The 20,810-nt window shown below is 62.4% G+C and carries 16 protein-coding genes; 9 read left to right on the top strand and 7 right to left on the bottom strand.

Annotation, left to right across the window (positions count from 1 at the left end; translation table 11 throughout):
* The 3 genes from FVD38_RS15085 to FVD38_RS15075 are packed head-to-tail and all read left to right on the top strand — an operon-like array spanning nucleotide 1 to nucleotide 3,519.
* A complete protein-coding gene (locus FVD38_RS15085) occupies nucleotides 1–1,281 on the top strand; it encodes a paraquat-inducible protein A (protein WP_308616873.1) in 1,281 nt (426 codons plus the stop codon).
* The gene (locus tag FVD38_RS15080; RefSeq protein ID WP_147935566.1) at nucleotides 1,274–2,884 is read left to right on the top strand and encodes a PqiB family protein; all 1,611 of its coding nucleotides are present in this window, start codon (nucleotides 1,274–1,276) and stop codon (nucleotides 2,882–2,884) included. The genes FVD38_RS15085 and FVD38_RS15080 overlap by 8 nt, the downstream gene beginning before the upstream one ends.
* Nucleotides 2,884–3,519, top strand: a complete 636-nt coding sequence (locus FVD38_RS15075) for a PqiC family protein (protein WP_147935565.1) — start codon at nucleotides 2,884–2,886, stop codon at nucleotides 3,517–3,519. Before FVD38_RS15080 ends, FVD38_RS15075 begins: the two co-directional genes overlap by 1 nt.
* 4 nt (nucleotides 3,520–3,523) lie before the next feature.
* On the opposite strand, the gene FVD38_RS15070 is transcribed toward FVD38_RS15075, so the two are convergent.
* Nucleotides 3,524–4,591: an SDR family oxidoreductase gene (locus FVD38_RS15070; protein ID WP_147935564.1), complete on the bottom strand. Its 1,068-nt coding sequence runs from the start codon at nucleotides 4,589–4,591 to the stop codon at nucleotides 3,524–3,526.
* Between the two features lie 125 nt (nucleotides 4,592–4,716).
* A complete protein-coding gene (locus FVD38_RS15065; RefSeq protein WP_147935563.1) occupies nucleotides 4,717–6,942 on the bottom strand; it encodes a TonB-dependent siderophore receptor in 2,226 nt (741 codons plus the stop codon).
* A gap of 251 nt (nucleotides 6,943–7,193) precedes the next feature.
* On the opposite strand from FVD38_RS15065, the gene FVD38_RS15060 reads away from it, so the two are divergent.
* Nucleotides 7,194–7,595 carry a RidA family protein gene (locus FVD38_RS15060; RefSeq protein ID WP_147935562.1) on the top strand — a complete coding sequence of 134 codons (402 nt, stop codon included), beginning with the start codon at nucleotides 7,194–7,196 and terminating at the stop codon, nucleotides 7,593–7,595.
* A 22-nt stretch (nucleotides 7,596–7,617) separates the two neighbouring features.
* Here FVD38_RS15060 and FVD38_RS15055 read toward each other — a convergent pair whose 3' ends face one another.
* On the bottom strand, nucleotides 7,618–8,505 hold the full coding sequence (locus tag FVD38_RS15055) for a LysR family transcriptional regulator (protein ID WP_147935561.1): 888 nt from the start codon (nucleotides 8,503–8,505) through the stop codon (nucleotides 7,618–7,620).
* Between the two features lie 219 nt (nucleotides 8,506–8,724).
* On the opposite strand from FVD38_RS15055, the gene FVD38_RS15050 reads away from it, so the two are divergent.
* Genes FVD38_RS15050 through FVD38_RS15040 form a run of 3 tightly spaced genes read left to right on the top strand, consistent with a single transcriptional unit; the run spans nucleotide 8,725 to nucleotide 13,304 of the window.
* Nucleotides 8,725–11,532 carry a type VI secretion system Vgr family protein gene (locus tag FVD38_RS15050; protein ID WP_147935560.1) on the top strand — a complete coding sequence of 936 codons (2,808 nt, stop codon included), beginning with the start codon at nucleotides 8,725–8,727 and terminating at the stop codon, nucleotides 11,530–11,532.
* 13 nt (nucleotides 11,533–11,545) lie between these two features.
* Nucleotides 11,546–12,391: a DUF4123 domain-containing protein gene (locus FVD38_RS15045; protein ID WP_147935559.1), complete on the top strand. Its 846-nt coding sequence runs from the start codon at nucleotides 11,546–11,548 to the stop codon at nucleotides 12,389–12,391.
* A gap of 19 nt (nucleotides 12,392–12,410) precedes the next feature.
* Nucleotides 12,411–13,304: a T6SS effector BTH_I2691 family protein gene (locus FVD38_RS15040; protein WP_147935558.1), complete on the top strand. Its 894-nt coding sequence runs from the start codon at nucleotides 12,411–12,413 to the stop codon at nucleotides 13,302–13,304.
* A gap of 132 nt (nucleotides 13,305–13,436) precedes the next feature.
* Here the strand turns inward: FVD38_RS15040 and FVD38_RS15035 are convergent, their stop codons facing one another.
* Nucleotides 13,437–14,420, bottom strand: a complete 984-nt coding sequence (locus tag FVD38_RS15035) for an IS5 family transposase (RefSeq protein ID WP_187271604.1) — start codon at nucleotides 14,418–14,420, stop codon at nucleotides 13,437–13,439.
* Nucleotides 14,421–14,496: 76 nt separating this feature from the next.
* On the opposite strand from FVD38_RS15035, the gene FVD38_RS15030 reads away from it, so the two are divergent.
* Together FVD38_RS15030 and FVD38_RS15025 are read left to right on the top strand one after the other, a co-directional pair.
* Nucleotides 14,497–16,110 carry a T6SS effector BTH_I2691 family protein gene (locus FVD38_RS15030; protein WP_308616878.1) on the top strand — a complete coding sequence of 538 codons (1,614 nt, stop codon included), beginning with the start codon at nucleotides 14,497–14,499 and terminating at the stop codon, nucleotides 16,108–16,110.
* Nucleotides 16,107–17,195, top strand: coding sequence for a DUF6708 domain-containing protein (locus tag FVD38_RS15025; RefSeq protein ID WP_147935555.1), 1,089 nt, complete (start codon nucleotides 16,107–16,109; stop codon nucleotides 17,193–17,195). Before FVD38_RS15030 ends, FVD38_RS15025 begins: the two co-directional genes overlap by 4 nt.
* A gap of 59 nt (nucleotides 17,196–17,254) precedes the next feature.
* Here the strand turns inward: FVD38_RS15025 and FVD38_RS15020 are convergent, their stop codons facing one another.
* The 3 genes from FVD38_RS15020 to FVD38_RS15010 form a co-directional block, all read right to left on the bottom strand.
* Nucleotides 17,255–17,854 (bottom strand): class I SAM-dependent methyltransferase, encoded by a 600-nt coding sequence (locus FVD38_RS15020; RefSeq protein WP_123068228.1) that lies wholly within the window; start codon nucleotides 17,852–17,854, stop codon nucleotides 17,255–17,257.
* Between the two features lie 52 nt (nucleotides 17,855–17,906).
* Nucleotides 17,907–19,313: an APC family permease gene (locus FVD38_RS15015; protein ID WP_229493690.1), complete on the bottom strand. Its 1,407-nt coding sequence runs from the start codon at nucleotides 19,311–19,313 to the stop codon at nucleotides 17,907–17,909.
* Between the two features lie 243 nt (nucleotides 19,314–19,556).
* Entirely contained in the window at nucleotides 19,557–20,741 is a 1,185-nt protein-coding gene (locus FVD38_RS15010; RefSeq protein WP_147935553.1) for an alpha/beta fold hydrolase, read from the bottom strand.
* Nucleotides 20,742–20,810: the final 69 nt, after the last annotated feature.

Genomic DNA, 20,810 nt, shown 5'->3' with positions numbered 1-20,810 from the left:
GTGGAGCATCTGATCGGCTGTCATGACTGCGGTTGCCTGTACCACCGGGAGCCGCTGAACTCGTGCGAGCGCGCGCGCTGCACGCGCTGCCGCCACGAGTTGTACCGCTGGCATGCCGGCGGACCGCTGCGCCGCGCCGACTCGCTGGTGGCGCTGACCCTGGGCGCCTTGCTGGTCTACCTGCTGGCCCAGAGCTTCCCGATCGTCACGCTCGAACTGGGCGGCATGGCGACCGGCGCGACCCTGCTGCAGGCGGTAGGCGTGCTGTGGAACGCCGGGATGCAGGTGGTCGCGGCCATGGTGCTGTTATGCGCCGTCGTCTTTCCGGGGCTGGAACTGGGCGCGCTGCTGTACGTCGCCATCGGCCTGCGTCGCGGCCGCCGCGTTCCCGGCTTTCATCTCGTGCTGCGGGTGGTCCAGGGCGCACGCCACTGGGCCATGACCGAGGTGCTGATGATCGGCATCCTGATCACGGTCATCAAGATGACCAGCCTGGCACGGGTCGTGCCGCATCCGGGGCTGTTCGCCTTCGGTGTGCTCACCATCCTGTGCGCGCTCGTGATGCGCTACGAACCCAAGGCGTTGTGGGAGCTGGCCGACCGCCTGGCGCCGCGCCCGCCGCAAGGCGCCGGGGCAGTCGCCGTGGCCCACGCGCCGGACACGCTCCTGACTTGCCGTGCCTGCGGCCTGGTCAACGGCTACCCCTGGCAGCGCTCGAAGGATGGCGCCTGTCACTGCCGCCGCTGCGGCGCAGCGTTGCATCGGCGGATCCCGAACAGCATCGGCTGGACCTGGGTGATGCTGGCCGCGGCCACGCTGCTCTACGTACCCGCCAACCTGCTGCCCGTGATGTACTCGCGCATGATCGGCGGCGGCACCGAGGGCGACACCATCATGAGCGGGGTGGTGCTGTTCTGGAACACCGGCTCGCCGGGACTGGCCATCATCATCTTCGTCGCCAGCGTGGTTGTGCCGGTGTCGAAGCTGGTGGCGCTGGCCTGGCTCAACGCCACCGCCCAGCTGCGCTCGCGCGCCGCGCCGCTGGCGCGCACCCGCGCCTACCGGGTGGTGGAATTCGTCGGCCGCTGGTCGATGCTCGATATTTTCGTGGTCGCGCTGACCGTGGCCCTGGTGCGCTTCGATGCGCTGGCCACGATCACCGCCGGCCCCGGCGCGATCGCTTTCGGCTGCGTGGTGATCCTGACCATGGTCGCCTCGCACCAGTTCGACCCGCGCCTGATCTGGGACCCTATTGAATCGAATGGAGAACGACATGTCTGAACCGGACGGCGCACGACCGCCGCAGGGGCCCGCCTCGCCCGACGTCGACCGCCCGAGCCGCTGGCTGCCGTCGCTGATCTGGCTGATCCCGCTGCTGGCGGCCCTCATCGGCGCCTGGCAGGTGGTCCAATGGGTAACCAACAAGGGACCCACGGTGTACGTGTATTTCGCCACCGGCGAAGGGCTGGAGGCGAACACGACCCGGGTCAAGTACAAGGACGTCGACATCGGCCGCGTGGTGTCGGTGACGCTGGCCGATGACGGCAACCGGGTGGTGGCCAAGATCGAGATGGCCAAGGAGGCCGGCCGCTTCACGGCGAAGGATTCGCGCTTCTGGGTGGTGCGGCCCCAGATCGGCGCCAGCGGCGTGTCGGGACTCGGCACCTTGCTGTCCGGTCCCTATATCGGCGCCGCGCCGGGTACGTCCGAAGATTCCAGCAATGCCTTCACCGGGCTGGAGACGGCGCCGCCGATCCCGATCGGCCTGAAGGGCCGCGAATACCTGCTGCACGCCGATACCCTGGGCTCGGTGGCGCCCGGTTCTCCGGTCTTCTTCCGGCGCGTGCGCGTCGGCCAGGTGGCCAAGGTCGAACTGGACAAGGCCGGCCAGGGCATCGACATGTCGGTGTTCGTCGAGGATCCGTATATCGGCTTCGTCGGCACGGACACGCGCTGGTACCACGCCAGCGGCGTCGACCTGCGCCTGGACGCGAGCGGCCTGAAACTGAACACCCAGTCGCTGGCGGCGCTGGCCACCGGCGGCATCGCCTTTGAATCGACCGACGGCAAGAAGCCGGCCGCGCCAGCCCCTGCGGGCAGCCGCTACCGCCTGGCCGAAGACCGCGCCGCGGCCCTGCGTCCGCCCGACGGCCCGGCCACCAGCGCGGTGCTGTACTTCGACCAGACGCTGCGCGGCCTGACGCCGGGCGCGCCGGTCGACTTTCGTGGCGTGGCGCTGGGCGAGGTGCGCAGCGTGGGCATCGAATGGGACCGCGAGCGGCGCCGCTTCAATATGCCGGTGACGATCGATATGTACCCGGGCCGCCTGGGCCAGGACTTCATGAACGCCCTGAACCAGGGCCGCGAGGGCAAGGACATGATGGGCATGATGGTGGGCCGTGGCCTGCGCGCGCAGCTGCGCAACGGGAACATCCTCACCGGCCAGCTGTACGTGGCGCTCGATTTCTTCCCCAACGCGGCCAAGGCCACGATCGGCCAGCAGGGCGAGCTGGTGGTGCTGCCGACCGTGCCGGGCCAGCTCGATGAGCTGCAAAGCCAGGTGGCGCGCATCGCCAACAAGCTGGACAAGGTGCCGTTCGACGAGATCGGCAATAACCTGAACCGCACGCTGGCGCAGGCGAATGCGACCTTGTCGCGCCTCGAAGGCGAGGTGCTGCCGGAGATGACGGGTACGCTGACCGCCGCTAAAGGTACTTTTGCGCGCGCCGAGAACCTGCTGGCCCAGGATTCGCCGCTGCAGTCCGACCTGCGCCAGGCACTGCAGGAAGTGACGGACACGATGGCCAAGCTCAATGCACTGGCCGACTACCTCGAACGTAATCCGCAGTCGATCATCCGCGGCAAACCCCAGGAGAAGAAGTGATGACGTCGTTCCCATTCCCTCGCCGCGCCCTGGTCGCTACGGCATTCGCCGCCGTCCTGGGCGCCTGCAGCAGCACGCCTGTCGACCGGTTCTACACGCTGAGCGGCGGCCCGGCGACGGCCACGCCCGCGGCGGCCAGCGCCGCGCCGCTGTACTTCGAGATGCGGCCGGTGACCGTGCCGGCCCAGTTGCGCCGTCCGCAGATGGTGGTCAGCACCGGCGAAGGCACGATCGACCTCGAGGAGCACCACCGCTGGGCCGGTCCGCTGGCCGAGGAGATCGGCAACAGCCTGTCGCTCGGGATCGCTGCCCGGCTGGGTGGGGTGGACGTCTACCGCAGCGCGGCGCCGGACGGCAGCACGCTGTACCGGATCGGCGCCGACGTCCAGCGTTTCGAGTCGCGTCCAGGGAGCATGGCGCTGCTCGATGTGGTGTGGAGCGTGCGTCGACTCGATGGCAGCCAGCCTGGCGGCCAGATGCAGACCTGCCGCACCGTGTTCCAGGAACCGGTGGGAATGGGCCACGACGCCCTGGTGGCGGGCCACCGGGCGGCGCTGGACAAGCTCTCGGCCACAATCGCGCAGGCGGTGCGCGCCCAGGCCGAGGGGCAGGCGCCGGCCTGTCCGGCCGGCTGAACGATCAGGGGATCAGGCGTTCTTCGCGCAGGCGCGCGAACAGGTCGTAGAACGAATCGTCGGTGGCCTGGTAAGCGGTAAAGCCGAGGCGCCGGCTGTTGGCCATGTCGGTCATCACTTCCAGTGGGCGGCCCAGATCGAGGTCGGTATGCCATGGCGAGGCCAGGCGATCCAGGTCGGCCTCGACCAGGCCGTGGCGCGCGGCGATCTCGCGCCACAGCGCGTGGTCGCTCGCCATCGCAGCTTCCAATGGCTGGATGGTGCCGTTGAAGCCCGCCGCTTCCACGCCGAAGAAGGCGGCCAGTTTCGGCCACAGCCAGCTCCAGCGGAACACGTCGCCGTTGACGATATTGAAGGCCTCGTTGCGCGCGGCGTCGGTATCGGCGGCCCATACCAGTTGCCTGGCCAGCATGCGCGCATCGGTGACGTCCGACAGCCCGTTCCACTGCGCCGCGGAACCCGGGAACTGGAACGGACGACCAGTCTCCTTGCAGATGGTCGCGTACACGGCCAGGGTGGTGCCCAGGTTCATCGCGTTGCCGACAGCTAGCCCGATCACGGTGTGCGGACGGTGCACGGTCCAGGTGAAGCGGTCGCGCTCGGCCGCTGCATAGACCTCGTCTTCCTGCGCATAATAGAAATTCTCGAGCGGCAGGCGCGGCTGGCTCTCGCGCAGCGGGGTGTCGGGCAGGGTGCCGGAGCTGGCATAGGCTTCGAATGGACCCAGGTAGTGTTTCAGGCCGGTCACCAGTGCGACGTGGCGCACGCTCTTTTTGGGCGCCAGCGCGTCGAGCAGGTTGCGCACCAGCGCGGCATTGACGCGGATGTTCTCGGCTTCGGTGTCCTGGCGCATCCAGGTGGTGATGAAGACGTGGGTCGGTTCGACGTCGGCCAGCGCGGCGCGCAGCGCTGCAGGGTCGAGCAGGTCGGCGGCCACGTGGCGCACGGCGGGCAGGTCTTGCGGCGCGCGGCGCGACAGGCCGACCACGTCCCAGCCACCGGCCAATAGTTCGCGTGCGACGTGGTTGCCGCCGATGCCGGTGACGCCGACGACCAGTGCGGTTCGTTTCATGTGTTTGCTCCCGATGTGACAATTGGACCTCATTCTACCGGCTGGCAGAAATCGATGTTGCAGGCCCAAAGCAAACGGGGCGCCGCATCGCTGCGGCGCCCCGTCCGGGTCAGCGCTTCAGGACATCAGAAGCGGTAACGCAGGGTCAGCGAGGTGTTGCGCGGCGCACCATAGGTGAGCTGGTTGAAGGCCGAGAACATCGCGAAGTGGGTCTCGTCGGTCGCGTTGCTCACGTTCAGCTGGGCCGACAGCTGCTTGGTGAAGTCGTAGCGCGCCATCAGGTTGACCAGAGCGAACGAATCCTGTTCGATGCGGCCGTCGATGCCAGGGGCCACGGTGCCGTCGATCGTATAGGTGCTGCCTTCCCAGTTGACGCCGCCGCCGATGGTGAGCTTGCTCCATGCGCCTGGCAGGCGGTAGGAAGCGAAGGCACGCAGGGTCTTGCGTGGGAAGATCGAGTTGAAGTCGGTGCCCGTTTCATCCTTGGCGCGGAAGATCGCGTAGCCGATGCTGGCGTTCAGGCCGGAGATGATCTCGCCCGAGACGTCCAGTTCGATGCCCTTGCTGGTGGCGCCGTCCGCAGCGCGGTAGTAGGTCTCTTCGAGCAGCGGACCGGTTGGGCCGTCACGATCGATACGGCCGGCGGCCTGGCCCAGCTTGTCCTGCTTCAGGTGGAACACGGCCAGCGACGCATTCACGCGGCGGTCGAAGAACTCGCCCTTGATGCCGGCCTCGCTTGCCTTGCCCTCGATCGGGTCGAGCAGGTTGTTCGACAGGTCGCGCAGGTTCTGCGGTTGGAAGATGCTGGTGTGGCTGGCGTACAGCGAATAGGTGTCGTTCAGGTCGAACACCAGGCCGGCGTACGGCGTGATCTCGTTCGAGTGCTTGATCTCGTACGGAGCTTCCCACGCGCCGCCGCCTTCCTTCTCGTACTTGGTCACGCGCGCGCCGACGATTGCCTTGAGGCGGTCGGTGAGCGAGAAGCGCGCCATACCGTACAGGCCTTGCTGGGTGGTTTCGCTGTCCTGATAACGCGCTTGCGCGCCCCAGGTCGGGACCGGGTAGGCGGCCGGGTTCCAGTTGTTGAAGTTGTCGACCGGTGGCGCCACGCCTTCGGGCAGGCCAGGGAATTGCGCGAGGCGGTTGTTCGAAATGAAGTCGGTCTTGGCATGCAGGTAGCCGATGGCTGCCTGGTGCTCGCGGCCGAAGGCCGAGAATGGGCCGCTGGCGTGGATGCCGAAGTCCTTCTGCTTGGTCTGGATGACGTAGGAACCGGCGAAGGTGCCGATGCCGGCGCCGGTCACGCGATCCGGCACGCCCGACAGGTACAGCAGGCGCGAATCGCCGTCGCGGGTGGCGTCGGTATAGGTGAAGCGCACGTTCCAGCCGTTGTCGAAGCGGTGCTCGTAGTCGGCAAAGAAGTTGTCGTACTGGTTGTCGTAGCCGGCCCATGGAGTGCCGGTGGTCAGGGAGCGGTCTTCAGGGATGACCGAGCCATCGGTGTAGCGGTATGGCAGGCCGCCCCACATCGGGCCGCGCGGGCTCATCTTCTGGCGGCTGAAGCCAGCCGAGAAGGTGCCGTCGCGGCCGATGTCGGCTTCGATCGTGCCGTAGAACGTGCGGTCCTTGTTTTCCAGGTGCTTGACCCAGCTGTCGCCTTCGCCGTACTCGCCGACGAAGCGGCCGCGCACGCTGCCCGATTCGTTCAGCGGGGTCGAGACGTCGGCCATGATGTGGCGCTTGTCCCAGCGGCCGACGGTGGCTTCGATGCGACCGGCCAGCTTCTTGCTGAAGGCGCGCTTGCGCACCAGGTTCAGCGCGGCCGATGGGGTGCCGGCGCCGGTCATCAGGCCGGTTGCGCCGCGCACCACTTCGACGCGGTCGTACAGGGCCAGGCTGCCCAGCACCTCGCCGGCGCTCCAGGCGGCGTCCCAGGTGGTCGGGATGTTGTCGATCTGCAGATTGGTGACTTCGAAGCCGCGCGCCGTGAAGCTGCCGCGGTGGGTCTCGTACTGGTTGACCGAGACGCCGGTGACGTTGTTGACCACGTCGGTGATGGTGAGCAGACCCTGGTCTTCGATACGCTGCTGGGTGATGACCGAGACCGATTGCGGGGTGTCGCGCAGCGACATGTCGAGCGGGGTCGCGGTGCGGGTGCGGCCGATGGTGTACGAGCCGACGTCGTCGGCCAGTTTCTGGGCCTGGACCTGCACTTGCGGCATCGAGGTGGTGCCGGCGGCGGTGTTGCTCTCGGTGGACTGCGCTTGAGCGATGAACGGGAGCGCGAGGCCCACACAGACCGTCAGGGTCTTCAATTTACGGCTTCCGTTGGCGCTGACCTGCTTTTCCATCTTTTTTCCTGTTTTTAACGATGAGTGGGTGGCGGACCAGCGCTCGAAGAGCACATGTCTACCTATGACAAATGAATGCGACTACGAATGATAACGATTCTCATCTATTTATGTCAATGTATGACAGCTGCATGGGCCTAATTAGGTAGGATTGTGCAGCTGGATGGATGGTGTTGGCAGCGAACCGGTCTGTATCTGGAGGCGCGAAGCGGCTAAGCTGGCGTCACTTCAGGAACTGAAAGGACAGGAACATGGACAAACCAGAATTCTTCGTGACCCCGGGTTACGGCGAGATGTTTTATAAAAAGTTAGGCTATTCGCAGGCAGTAAAGGTCGGCAACCGCGTAGAGATCTCGGGGCAGGGTGGCTGGACCGACGAGCTGCAGTTTCCGGAACGGCTCGAGGATGAGATCGAACTGGCTTTCAAGAATGTCGAATGCGTGTTAGCGGCGGCCGGAGCGACTTGGGAGCACGTGATCCACGTGAACTCCTATCACGTGGGTGGTTTTCCTCCCGAGACCAACGAGACGATGGCGAGGCTGTTCCGCCAGTACATGCCGAACCGGGCGCCGATCTGGACCGAGCTGGGTGTGGCGGAGCTTGGCGCTCCGGGCATGCGGATCGAGATCCGGGTGACCGCGATCATCGACTAGTCATCCTGGCGCTGGGGCTGCGCTAGTCGCGGAAAGTGTCGATCAGCCAGTCGACGAACACCGTGAGCCGGGTGTTCTGGTGGCGGTTCGGCGGGTACAGGATGTGGAAGGGCATGGCGGGACGGTTCCACTCCTGCAGGATCGGCAGCAGCTCGCCGGCGTCGATCGCAGGCTGCACCATCCGCGTGAAATGCTGGCCGATGCCCATGCCGGCCCGCAGCAATGCCAGCAGGCCGTTGCCGTCGTTGGTGGACAATTCGCTGGCCTCGATCTCCAACCGCTCGTCGTCGCGCTCAAAGACCAGCGGATTCGGCTTTGTCGTGGCTGCAAAAAAATATCCCAGGCGCACGTGCTGCTCGAGGTCGGCGGGTATGCGTGGTGTTCCCGCCCGTTCGAGATAGGCGGGCGACGCGAAGGTGCCGTAGCGCAGGTCGAGCAGCTTGCGGCCGACCATCGACATTTCATGCACTTCGCCGGCGCGGATCACGCAATCGACGCCTTCGCCGACGATATTCGCGGGGCGGTCGCTGATGCCGAGCGCCAGGGTGATGTCCGGGTATTCGCGGTGAAAAGCGGGCAGTGCAGGAATCAGGAGCGAAGTCGCGAACGAGGCCGGGGCATCGATCCGGAGATGGCCGCGCGGCTTGCGCTTCTGGCCGCGCATGGCGTGGTCCATCGCGTCCAGTTCGATGAGCAGGCGGGTGGCTTGCTGGTAGTACTCGGCGCCTTCAGCCGTCGCCGCCACCGTGCGCGTCGTCCGGTGCATCAATTTGTTGCCGAGGTGGACCTCGAGATCGCCGATCAGCTTGCTGACCGTGGAGCGAGGCAGGCTCAGCTGGTCCGAGGCGCGGCTGAATGAGCCGGTGTCGATCACGCGCACGAAGGCGCGCATGGCCAGGAGCTGGTTCATGGGTAAGGATGAATTCTCGGATTGTGCATAGGCGATGATTATCCACGAAGCTGGATAGTGCTTGGTACTTCCGTTGTGTGAGTGAAAAAGCTTGTCCGTGATTGCCTGAGTTTTCTCAAGAGCATCCACTCGCATGTCGCGTGTAATCCCCGATGTTTCCCGCGCCACATGTAGACATCGGAAATTGTCCGCGGTCGGTGGGCGCTGCACGGAGGACACATGCTGAAACCAGCGGAAGTCGCGCTCGCCTCGCTCGTTCGCTTCACGCAAGACACCCGCCTGCTCGCGCTGCACACGCCTACCGGCCCTGGACTGCTGGCCGAATGCGTGCGCGGTGAGGAAGCGATCAGCGCCGGATTCCGCTTCAGGATCGATGCGCTGTCGACGGACTCCCAGTTATCACTGCGTAGTCTGCTCGGACAGCCAGCGCTGCTGCAATTGCTCACCGCTGAATCACGCTTCAGCCATCGCGCTTTTCATGGGTACGTGACGGCGGCCGAGTTGGCGGGATCGGATGGAGGATTTGCGCGGTACCTGTTGACGGTTGAGCCATGGACCGCGTTCATGGGAGTTGGACGCGACAGCAGGGTGTTCCAGGACATGGACGTCATCGAGATTCTCGAGACCGTATTCCGCGGATATCAGGGCAAGGGGCGACTGGATCCTGCGTGGAGAATCGAGGTAATCGAGCGCGGCGCCTGCCCGAAACGAAGCCTGACTACTCAGTATCAGGAGAGCGACCTGGCCTTCGTCGAGCGTCTCATGCTCGAGGAGGGGCTGTTCTACTACTTCGAGCACGAAGGCAATCCTGGCAGCCAGTCGTACGGAATGCACACGTTGGTCATCGGCGACCACAATGGCGTATTCCGGCGCAACAGGCAAGCCGTCGTGGAATTTACACGGCCTAGCGCGGTAATGAAGGCCGATAGCATCGATCGTTGGCGTACCGAGGCGAAAATACATACCAATGCAATCGACCTGGATACCTGGGACTATCGAGCGGCGCGGACGCGGCCGGTGAACGCCGACGAATGGAATGTGGAAGGGCCGCCGCTTCGCAGTCGCGATATGCCTGGGGTATATGCGTATTCGAGCCGCGCCCAAGGCAATCACCTGGCCGAGGTCCAGTTGCAGGCCTTGCAGGCGCGTCGTGTCGTGCATGTTTGCGCCGGCACGGTGCGCACCCTGATGGCAGGTACGACATTCACCTTGCGCGGCCATGCGATATTCGATCGCGAGAAGGGCGATGAAGCGCGCACCTTTCTTGCAACCCGTGTTGTTCACCTGATGCACAATAACCTGCCGGCGGAGCTCCTTGGCGAGATCACCGACCTGCTCGGCGCCGGACCTACGGCCTGCGCGCTGCTCGCCGACCGCGATCTGCAAGCCGCGGGCACCCAGAAAGTCGAGCGCCCACTGTATCGCAATTGCGTCGAAGCGATCCTGGCCAGCATTCCATATCGAACGAGTGACAAGAATGGTTTTGGCCAGCTGCTTCATCCACGACCAACAGTCCAGGGACAGCAGACGGCCATCGTGGTCGGCCCGCCGGGTTCGGTAGTACATACCGATCGGGATCATCGCATCAAGGTGCAGTTTCACTGGCAACGCGGGATGGCCAGCCACAGCCGCCTGGAGCACCCCTCGCCCGACGGGCACACGGGAGCGCCGGGTAACGACATGGCGGGCACCTGGGTAAGGATGGTGGCCCCGGTAGCTGGCGGCAACTGGGGAGCCAGCTTCGTTCCAAGGGTCGGGCAAGAGGTCCTGATCGATTTCCTGGATGGGGATATCGACCGGCCGGTGGCCATTGCGAGCCTGTACAACGGCAGCGGACAGAAGGATGCCCAGCTCAACCAGGTGCATTGCGGAGGCGGTGCTGCGACCGGAAACGCGGCGCCATGGTTCGCTGGCGAGGAAGGCGGACATGCGCATCCAGCGGTATTGTCAGGATTTAAGTCGCAAGCGATGCGCGGCAGCCAGCTTGGCACGGATGCCTACAGCCAGCTGGTGTTCGACGACAGCCCGGGCCAGTCCGGTCTCGGCCTGCAGCGGCATCAGCGCGCGCATGACGGCATGGCGGAGCTCAATCTTGGCCACTTGCGGCACCGAGCCGACAACCAGCGACTGGAAACGGTTGGCGCCGGCGCCGAGCTCAAAACCGCGCATGCTGCCGCATTAAGGGCCGGAGACGGCCTGCTGCTGGCTGCCGGAATGCAGGACGGCGCACGCGATCAATTGAGTTCGGCTGCAAGCGGGCAGGTCGAGCAGTGTTGTCAGCTGCAGCAAGATTTGGCCAAGCGTGCCCGTGACCACCAGGCGGTGCTTTCTGGCGAACCGTCGCAGGATGCGTTACCGGCGCTGGCGGCGATGCGGGAGACTTCCAAGGCTCTGGCTGCGACTGCGGCTGGGAGATCCGGTTCCGCCGCCGGAGATCCGAGTCGCGCGACCGCCTATGGTGAAGCCCTCTTGCAGCTCTGGAGTCCGGCAGGCATCGCCGCGGTCACACCAGCGAATGTCATCTTCGCAGCGGAACAGACGGGGGCGTTGACGGCGGGGGGAGACGTCGGGATCGTCGCGCAGGAAGATATATCGGTCATGGCTGCTGCGGGTATCAGCCTGTTCAGTTATGGCAAGGCGGACGACAAGGCGCGACCGCTTCAGGAAACGGGGATGAAGTTTCATGCGGCTAGTGGTCGCCTGAACGTGCAAAGCCAATCCGGAGCGAGCCGGTTCGTTGCCGACAAATCTGTCACGGTGGCCAGTATCACCAAGTCGGTGACGGTGCGCGCACCGAAGAAGCACGTGCTATTGACTGCCCAGGGGGCTTGCATCCGCCTGGAAGGAGGCAATATCGAGGTGCATGCTCCTGGCAAGGTCGAATTCAAGGCCGGCAAGAAGGAACTTGGCGGGCCGCAGAAAGCATCCTCCGAAGTGAGGTTGCCGCAGCCTGGGGATCTGAAGCTATGTGAGATGCGCGCGGCGGGCGCGGCTTCTGCGGGGGACGGCATCGCGCCGGTCTCTTGACTTGGAAGACGCCATGGCGACGCATATGAATGAGTTTGTCAGGGGCCATGCATACGGCGTGGTCGATGCCGCGATGCTCGCACTTGTCCCGAAGGGAGTGCGTGTCGCGCCGCTGGTGCCGCGAAGATTGGCAGGCAGCGCGCACCTGATGCCTGCCCTGGTCGACCTGAGGTCTGCAAGCGAATCAGAGCTGGAAACGCTCATTGCTGGTAACGATGCCGCTGCTCCCGAAATGAGAACGCCGCTTGTGGCAGTGATGCTGAAGGCGACGATAGGCATGGCCGAAGTCGAGCGTCGATGGAATGCCGTGCAGCTCGCGCGCCCTTATGGCGGAGGTCTTGTCTGGCTACGTGTGCATGACCCCCGGGTATTACATCAGCTGTTTCGCATCCTTTCTCCTGCACAGTGTCGCGACTTGTTCGGGCGCGTCGAGGCCATCGCCTATCGGATCGGTGGTGAATGGGTGGAGCGTGAGATCAGATCGAGAGCCCAGCAGCCTGGCTCGAACCGTGCAAACGAAGGCCCCGCGCACAGGGATTGGGCACGCATCGGGCGAATAGGGGTCGTGAATCGTGCACTTCAACGTGCGGGTACAGGGGATGCCGCACAGGTGGATATGTGTAGCGAGGCAGCCGAGGAGGCGCTGGATCGTGCGGTGTCGCGATATGGACTGCGGGAGGCCGAGGATCTCACCGAGTTCGCGTTTCGGGCCCTCGTTTGCCGCGCCAGTTTCGATGATGAGCCCTGCGTCGCTGCCGCCATAAGGCGGCATGCGTCAAGCTGCCACGATTCCTATCTGTCAGACCATTTCGCACTGATCGACCCCGATGTCTGGCGCGCTCTGCGGAGCGATAAGTAGGTACAAACCGGAGACTGTCATGCAAGTGCCAAAGAAATGCGAGTTCTGCGACAAGCGGGGATTGCCTCTATTGCTCGTGCGTGATGCAGTGGCGCCTTCGGGCTCAGGGGTTCCGGCTGCAAAAGGCCCGTCGATAGCATTGCCATCCACGACTGCCTACTATACCAAGCGGTTGCTGCGCAGTGGCTACGTCAACGTATATGACGAAGCCAGGCGGAGGTGGGATTGCTACTTCGTGACACCCGAGGCGCTTTTCTACAAGCTTTCGCTGACGTCGATTCTCTCGCCGCTGCTCACTCCAACTGGACCTTTTTATTGCACGATCGATGGCCATCGCGAAGCTGCTGGCTGTATCACGATTTCCGATCCACGCAATGCGACCTCGGTATGGATCGGGTTCAGCGACACTCTGTGGACCGAAAAGGTGCGCAAGGCTAACGAGGACCGGGAGGTTCGCAGGCGTCATATGGTGGAAGTAGATGTCCGCAGCGTCATGGCGGGGAAGAGCGGGCCGCACGATCCGATCCGGAAGGTGGATGCGGTCGTGGCGGAGTATTCGCTGCCGTCGCCTCGTATCAAGCCGCTGATCGATGCCAGTCCATTCCGATATTGTGCGTGCTTCGGCGGCGGCGAGAAGCTGGTGAAGGAGTTCGAGGGCATACAGGCAGGAAGAGGATTGATTGTCACGGTGCCTGACCCAGCCGGAATAGTACAGGAGCTTGCCTTCCTGATGACCCATCTGCTTGAGTCGTTCCTAGTGAAAAATCCTACAGATCAGAGGAATCTTGCTGCAAGTGCGGGAATCGATCAGATTAAAAGTTCGATCATTGGCAGGGCTGAAACGGAAGAGATCGAGGCTGCACGGATGGCGGCGTCGAAAATGGAAGCGATAAACCCACTAGGGAAGCGCTGATCAATTGACGATTTTCAGCGCGGCCCCAGTTTTTGGCGGCAAGACCGCCCCGACATTTTGAGATGCGTATTTTTCTTGCTCGGGACGGCGGTTTTTCAGCGGATTGGTCGGTTTCTTTAGACTTTCCGGCGCTCAGGACGCACGTCGGGATTCAGTGATCGCAAATCGCCGACCGGCCAGCACCAGATTGGCGAAGCCGAACAGCGTGAACAGCTGAGCAGTGTTTTTGGCCAAGCCGCGATAGCGCGTCTTCCGATGACGAAACAGGTTCTTGATGACGTGGAACGGATGCTCGACTTTCGCACGCACACTGGCTTTGAGATGCTCAAGTTTTTCGAGCATGCGACCGACCTTGTTCTTCGGCAGCGCCTTGCGTTTGGATCGCTTCATGGCGATGTGCCAGGTGACCGACTTGCCTTGATTCTCCGAGCGTTTTTCAACACCCTGGTAGCCTGCATCGCCGAGCGCCGCAGACTCGTCGCCGTGCAACAGCGCACCGGCTTGCGTAACGTCGGAGACGTTGCCAGCCGTGCCGATGACGGTATGCACGAGACCGGATGCAGCATCCACGCCCACATGGGCTTTCATCCCAAAGTGCCAGTCGTTACCCTTCTTCGACTGGTGCATTTCCGGATCGCGCTCGCCGTCCTTGTTCTTCGTGGACGGTGGCGCCGCGATCAAAGTGGCATCGACGATGGTCCCCTCGCGCATCATCAAACCCTTCTCGGCGAGATGAGCGTTGATCGTGTCGAAGATCTTCTTTGTCAGTCCATTGGCTTCAAGCAGATGCCTGAACTTCAGCAATGTCGTCGCGTCGGGTGCGGATTCGCGGTTGAGGTCAACGCCGACGAAACCACGAATCGCCTGGCTGTCATAGATCGCGTCCTCAATGCCTTCGTCCGACAAGCCAAAGCACTGTTGGGCCACGTACATGCGCAGCATGCGCGCCAGACCAATCGGCGGACGGCCAGCGCCTTTGACCTTCGGATAAAAGGGTTCGATTTCTTGATGCAGCTTGCCCCATGGCGTAGCACTGTCGATCTCCGCAAGAAAGCGGTCGCGCCGCGTCAGCTTCTTTTTGTTAGCGTACTCGAGGTCGGAGAAGCTCTTCTGCATGATCGACAGGGCGGTGTTGGGTGAGGCGAAATTATCTCAGACGGGCAGCGTCGCCGGAGCGGTTGCCGGCGAATAGATCAGCGCTTCCCTAGGACATGTTCTGTCGGAGTCAACACGTAACAAGACCTCGAAGGTGCGAGAGGTCACGGCTGATGAGCTTGACCGAGCTACAGCGTCCGCATGGTCGAAATACGACAGGAAGTTCGATGACACCGCTCGTCAGAGATGGCGGGTGCAATTCGATGCGAAGCTCAAGGCATTCGATCAGCAATCCATTGCGCCATTGGCTCTACGCCATGTGGAGTGGTTCAAGAGCGCGACATTCACGGATTATTTTGAATTTAATTATGATCCGTCCAATGCTCTGTGTGGAGTGGCTTATACCAATGTGGTGACCAGCTGTCTTGCCGGAACACAGGATAAAGCCTGCTGCAATAAATTATATGTAGAACTCCTTCAGGGCAATTTTCAAGATAGAAAGAATGTTCTTTTGAGGGCGTCTATCCTTAACCAGTCTGCAGTTGCTGAGTCGATAGAGGAGTCTTCAAAAATCGCTCTCGATAGTCGGCAAATACCGTGGGACAGTCTGTTCGAAGTTTACAAGGCTGCAATGGAAGCGCTGGATGATAATTCCAAAAATGGGCTTGCACTGTATATTGCGCAAATATCTGGCCCAGTGGCCCGGATCCTGGGTAAAGTCGTGGATGGCCGACCCGGCTTTCATAAGGCCTTGATGATGTTGGGGTTCATCTCTGGGGATGCCGTCACCGTATTCGAAGTCCGTGGAAAACGTTCGCAGTTTGTGAGGTATCTCGCAAAGCAGATGATAAGGACGAGTGGTGCGGTGATCAGCGAGAACCAACTGCGCGTGGCAGTAAGCCTCGAGTTGGAGCGCCTGCGAATACGTGGCATGAGGGTTGAAGGATGCAGAAAATTGCGTTGGGTGGTTAGCGCCGATAGCGCCTCTATCGAGAACCTGCCCGGCGGTATGAGTCGAGTTGCACAAGAAGCACAGCTGAAATCTAGTTTGCGATCGGTGGAGCAATTGGAATCACTTCGCTTAGAACGCTGGCGATCGATAATTAATCAAAAAGTTCGATGGGGAGTTGTGACAGCAATCCTGCAGACTGTTTGTTTGACAAAGCTGTATGAGGATGAGGAAACGAGCCTTTCCAATGAAAGGCTAGACGCCCGTTTGCGGCGGATGGCAGCAATTGGCGGCTTAGTGGGGACTACATCTGAAGTGATAAGTAACGCACTGGAATCGCGTGCACGTCAGGGGCTTTGCTTTGGGCAAAAGTTTGCGTCACTAACGGCTAGGGCGCTGATGTTTATTGGAAAAGGTGCCGGTTTGGCGGCAGGCCTTATCTTCGCGGTATTAGATGTAGTTAAGATTGGACAGGTGATTAGCGAGAACGGCTCTGGCCTGCTCGCTGTTGCTTATGCGATATCGGCGGGCTTAGGTTTAAGCATGACGGTAGCAGTTCTTTTCGGAGCGGCGTTTCCGATAACGCTTGCGCTCGCAGTCTTACTGGTGGCTATTGGAATATTGATTGAATTTTTTAAAGATGATTCATTGCAAGATTGGCTTGAGCGATGTCCGTGGGGAGTCCTGCCTGATCAGCGATATTCGAATATAAAAATTGAGCAAGAGCAGTTTACTCAAGCATTCAAGGGGGTTTATTCATGAATTATTTCGGATTGTTTCCCAAGTATGAAGTCAATCGGTCTTTGAGTGAAAGGGAGGTTAGACACCGGTTGGCGCAAAAACAAAGGCTGAATGTCGAACCCCGTTTTCAGCTTTGTGTGATTAAAATGAACTCAACATTCCTTGAGTCTGTTGATAAATGGTATGGTTGGCGCGGCAGTCTTTTGCTATTTTTGATTCCCGCAACTGCGATTCCGGTGTGGATGATGGGATCGATGATTTCCATAGCGTTCTCAAAATCCGGTGGGTGGCCGCTTCTGCCTTATGATGTCGAAATAATATTAATGGTAGCCCCGATTGCAGCCTCTACATTTCTTGCTGGAATCTGGATATTGCTAAGGGATTGCTTCACTTTCACGCATTACCCGATGAGATTCAATCGTAAGAAACGAGTCGTTCACGTTTTCCATACGGACGGGACCGTGAGTACCACGCCTTGGGATGAGATCTATTTCACCCTCGGCCATATGAAGGGGTTGCATGAATGGGAGGTCCGCGGGCATATTCTTGAGCCGAATACTTCGACTATAAAAAGGACGTTCGCTCTAAGTTACACAGGACCTCTGAATTCGAACGACATCGACCCAGGCGCAAGCGGTCCATCTGAGTACGACTTCATTCGATCACATTGGGAATTCATCAGGCGTTACATGGAGGATGGGCCAGAAGCAGTTGCAAGCCAGGTTCAATTCTGCATGCCTCTGGATGGAAGGAGAGAGAGCATCCGTGTTGGCACAGAGCGAGTGTTTGCAAATTTCGCGTCGGTCCCCCTTGTGATATACCTAGTGGCTTGGCCGTTGTGTGCATTAACCAGCCTGTTTCGCATCTTCGCAATGCGGACCAGTAAAATTCCTGTGTGGCCAGATGATGTCGAGAAGGACTGCCCGATAGAAGTTGACGATCCGTATGCCATCGTTGGCGACGAGATCGGCGATCGAGTTGCCGTTTATCCTGGAGCTGCAGCAGCGGCTGGAGTCGAATTCCGCGAGGCCGTCGAGGAGGAAAGGAATCTAAGATCGAGGACTGGAACCGTCAATTTGACCAAGCATGGAGACAATCTGCTCTGATCACAGCATGAGTTGCCTTGCGGCTCGAGCCCCACTCGGGGCTCGTGTCTGCTGTTAAATCAAGCCACTTCCTTCTTATTCGCTTCAGTAATGGTCCAGTAATAAATCGTCCGGCCATCCACCTCGACGGTCTTCTCCGCCGGCCATTCCGACCCCATATCGAAGGCATGCGACACCACGCGCGTGCCCACCTTCAGTTGCTTCCAAAGTTGCGGACGCAGCTTGGCATTAATCGTCGGCAGCAGATACAGGGTCACCACGGTGGCCGTCGAGAAATCGGTCTTGAACAGATCGCCGACACGGAACTGGGCACGGTCGGAAACGCCGGCCTTCTTGGCGTTTTCCTTGGCTTCCGCAATGCGGGTCGGATCGATATCGATACCGGTGCCGCGCGCGCCACGTTCCTTGGCGGCGGTCACGACGATGCGGCCATCGCCGCAACCCAGGTCGAACAGGGTGTCGTTCTTGCCGACCTTGGCCAGGTCGAGCATCTTGTCGACCACCTCTTGCGGGGTCGGCACGTAAGGCACGTCGAGGCGCGGCGTGGCGGCGGTGGCGGCAGTTGCCTGCGCCAGCGCGCGGCCGAACGGGAACATCATCAGGCCGGTGGCGGCGGCGGTGGACAGCAGCAGGGTACGGCGGCGAGGTTGCGGGTTCATCAGCACAGCTCCTTGGTCAGGTTTGGACTTGGGGGGATAAAACGGACGGCATTTATTGGTCAGTTTTCGAACGTAGCAGCAGCAACAGCACGACGCCGATCGCCAGCACGGCGACGCCGATCCAGGCGGCGTTCAGGCCGCCGAGCTGCTGGCTGTACACGTACGACAGGCTCGACCACAACATATAGGCGCAGCTGGCGCAGAACAGCAGCGGCAGCACCGGATAGAGCGGCACCTTGAACGGCCGTGGCACGTTTGGCTCGCGCCAGCGCAGCACGAACAGCGAGATACCGGTGAGCAGGAAGAACAGCCAGAACACGGGCGCCGTGAATTCAACCATGGACTTGAAACCACCGCCCAGCGCTGCGCCGGTCGCGACCAGCGCCAGGGCCGCCACGCATTGCACCGTCATGGCGACCGTCGGGGTGCCGCGCTCGCTGTCCCACTCGGCCAGGCGGCCCAGTTTCTTCCAATCGAGGCCCATGGCGTAGCTGGTGCGGGCGCCGACGATCATGGTGGCGTTGATCGAGGTGAGGGCCGAGATCGCCACCAGCACCGAGATGATTTTTTCGCCGGCCGGACCGAAGGCAGCCTTCATGACGTCGGCCGCGACCGCCTCGGAGGCGGCCATGCCGTCCATGCCGAGCACCTTCCAGTAAGCCCAGGTCACCATCAGGTAGAGCACGGTGATGATGACGATGCCCATGGTCAGCGCCTTGACCATGTCGCGCGGACCGCCGCGCATCTCGGCGCTGATGTAGGCGGCTTCGTTCCAGCCGCCGTAGGTGAGGAGGACGAAGACCATCGCCATCCCGAGGGCGGCGGTGGTCGCGCCGGATGCCCCGGTGGCGGCGGTCGCCGCGGCGGCTGGTGCGGGCGCCTGATCGGTGAACAGCGCGGCGGCGCCGACGATGAGCAGCAGACCGAGGATTTCCGCGACTGTCAGGAAGGTCTGGGTGCCGGTCCCGGTGCGAATGCCGCGCAGGTTGAGCGCCGACAGGCCGGCGATCACGGCGACGGCGTACGTTGTGCTGCCCCAGCCGGCCGGCAGCATGGTCAACGGAATCGCCTGCTGCATGTAGTCGCCGAAGACGAAGCCGAGCAGCGCGATCGAGCCGGTGGTGATCACCGAGAAGCGCGCCCAGCCGAACAGGAAGGCGACCGAGCGGCCATAGGCACGGTGCAGGTAATGGTAGTCGCCGCCGGCATGCGGATACGAGGTGGTCAGTTCGGCGTAGCACAGGGCGCCAATGAGCGAGACGACGCCGCCCATGATCCACAGGGTGAACATGGCCGTGGCGCCGCCGCTCATGCTGGCGACCAGGGAAGGGGCCTTGAAGATGCCGGCGCCGATCACGACGCCGACGATGACGGCCACCGCTTCGCGCAGGCCGATGGTGGGTCGAGGTCGGGTGTCGTGAGGGGCTGAGACAGTGCGTTCCGCTTCTATGGCATCCATGTCGTGATCGGTTGGGCGCGGCGCCGGCTGATGGCCGGGTGGCGCTTGGTTGCACATGGGGAGCCTATGAATACACTACCGCTCACCCGCTTTTCGGTACTGGATGTTATCCAGCCTGCAGAGCAGATGGCGCGCGATTGAATTGCTATAAAGATAAATACAGTTTGGTTCGCAGGGGCTGCGACATGTGCAAAGCATGGCGCGGCAGGGCGCCGCGCCCGTGCCCGTGCCCGTGCCCGATTACTAGTCCGCCGCCGGGGATGGCCTGGTGTCGGTCCCTGCGTTGGCCGTCATGGCCGGCTGTGTCCGCTTGCCTCCCTCATTCGATGCATTCGCCAGCGCGGGCGAGCCGAGCCACTCAAAGATGGCCGGCCAGATGGCAGCGTGGGCACTGCGGCCGACCAAGACGCCGACGTGCTGCAGGTTGACGCCGACGTCGCCCTGGTATTCGAGCACGCGCTTGCGTTTACTGCTGGCTGCTTCGTGGAAGGGCAGCACGGCTTCGGGCGGAATCACCTTGCTGCGGAAGTCGACCACGCACAGCAGCGGCGCGCGCAGGTCGCGCGGGCCGATCGTGCGGCCACCGATGTCGAGCCGGCCCTGCATGAACTCGTCGTTGCGGTACAGCGACTCGACGATGTCGGTGAACAACCGGCCAGGCAGCGCGAATTCGTCATGGGTCCAGCGCTCGACCCGCATATGGGTGGCCAGCGCCTTCGGGTCGAGCAGCGACAGCCAGCGGTCGGCGATGCGCTCCCACTGGAAGGCCTGCGGTTCGGCCATGGCGCTCATCATGTTCAGGTAGACGCCCGGCACGTGGCGGAAGGCGTCGGCGATGCCGCGTGCATGCGGGGTGGCGTTGACCAGCGGCGAGAAGCAGCAGCTGGCCTGTTCGAAGTGCAGCGGCGACTCGAGCAGGACTGTCGCGGCTACGCGCTCGGCATGGGTGCAGCTGTAGATCGCGGCCAGGATGCCGCCCAGCGAGTGGCCGACGATCGTCAACTGCTCTTGCCCGCTGTCCTCCATGATCGCCTGCTGGCAGGCCGACAGCATGCGGTCGCCATAGTCGTCCAGGCCTACGTCGCCGTCGCCGTCGGGCATCGGCAGCCATTCGGCCAGGTAGACCCGGTAGCCGCGCTCGCTCCAGCGCTGCACCACGCTGATGTCGGGCGCCAGGTCCCAGATATAGGCGCGTTTGATCGGCGCCGGCACCAGCAGCACCGCCGGGCCACCGCCGGGGGCGTCCTGGTAGCGGTGCAATTTGAGGCCAGGCTGTTCGAGGATCACGGTCGACGGGGTCTGCTGCGGCCCGTAGCCGGCGCGATCCAGCATCTTGCCGCGCGCCTGGCGGCTGCGGTCCATTTGCTTGAGGGCTTGCGTTCCGAGGTCTCCGAAGGCCCCGAGCTTGTTCCAGTTGCTGGCGTACATGGATGGCGATCCCGTCGAATTGGCGATCCCGCGACTCTACGCCAACTACCGCCGGGCTCCAACTGCGCA

Origin of the sequence: Massilia arenae, assembly GCF_008014745.1 — a bacterium.
Taxonomy (GTDB): domain Bacteria; phylum Pseudomonadota; class Gammaproteobacteria; order Burkholderiales; family Burkholderiaceae_D; genus Telluria; species Telluria arenae.
Note: the sequence above shows the minus strand (reverse complement) of the source record. Positions and strands in the feature narration are given on the sequence as shown.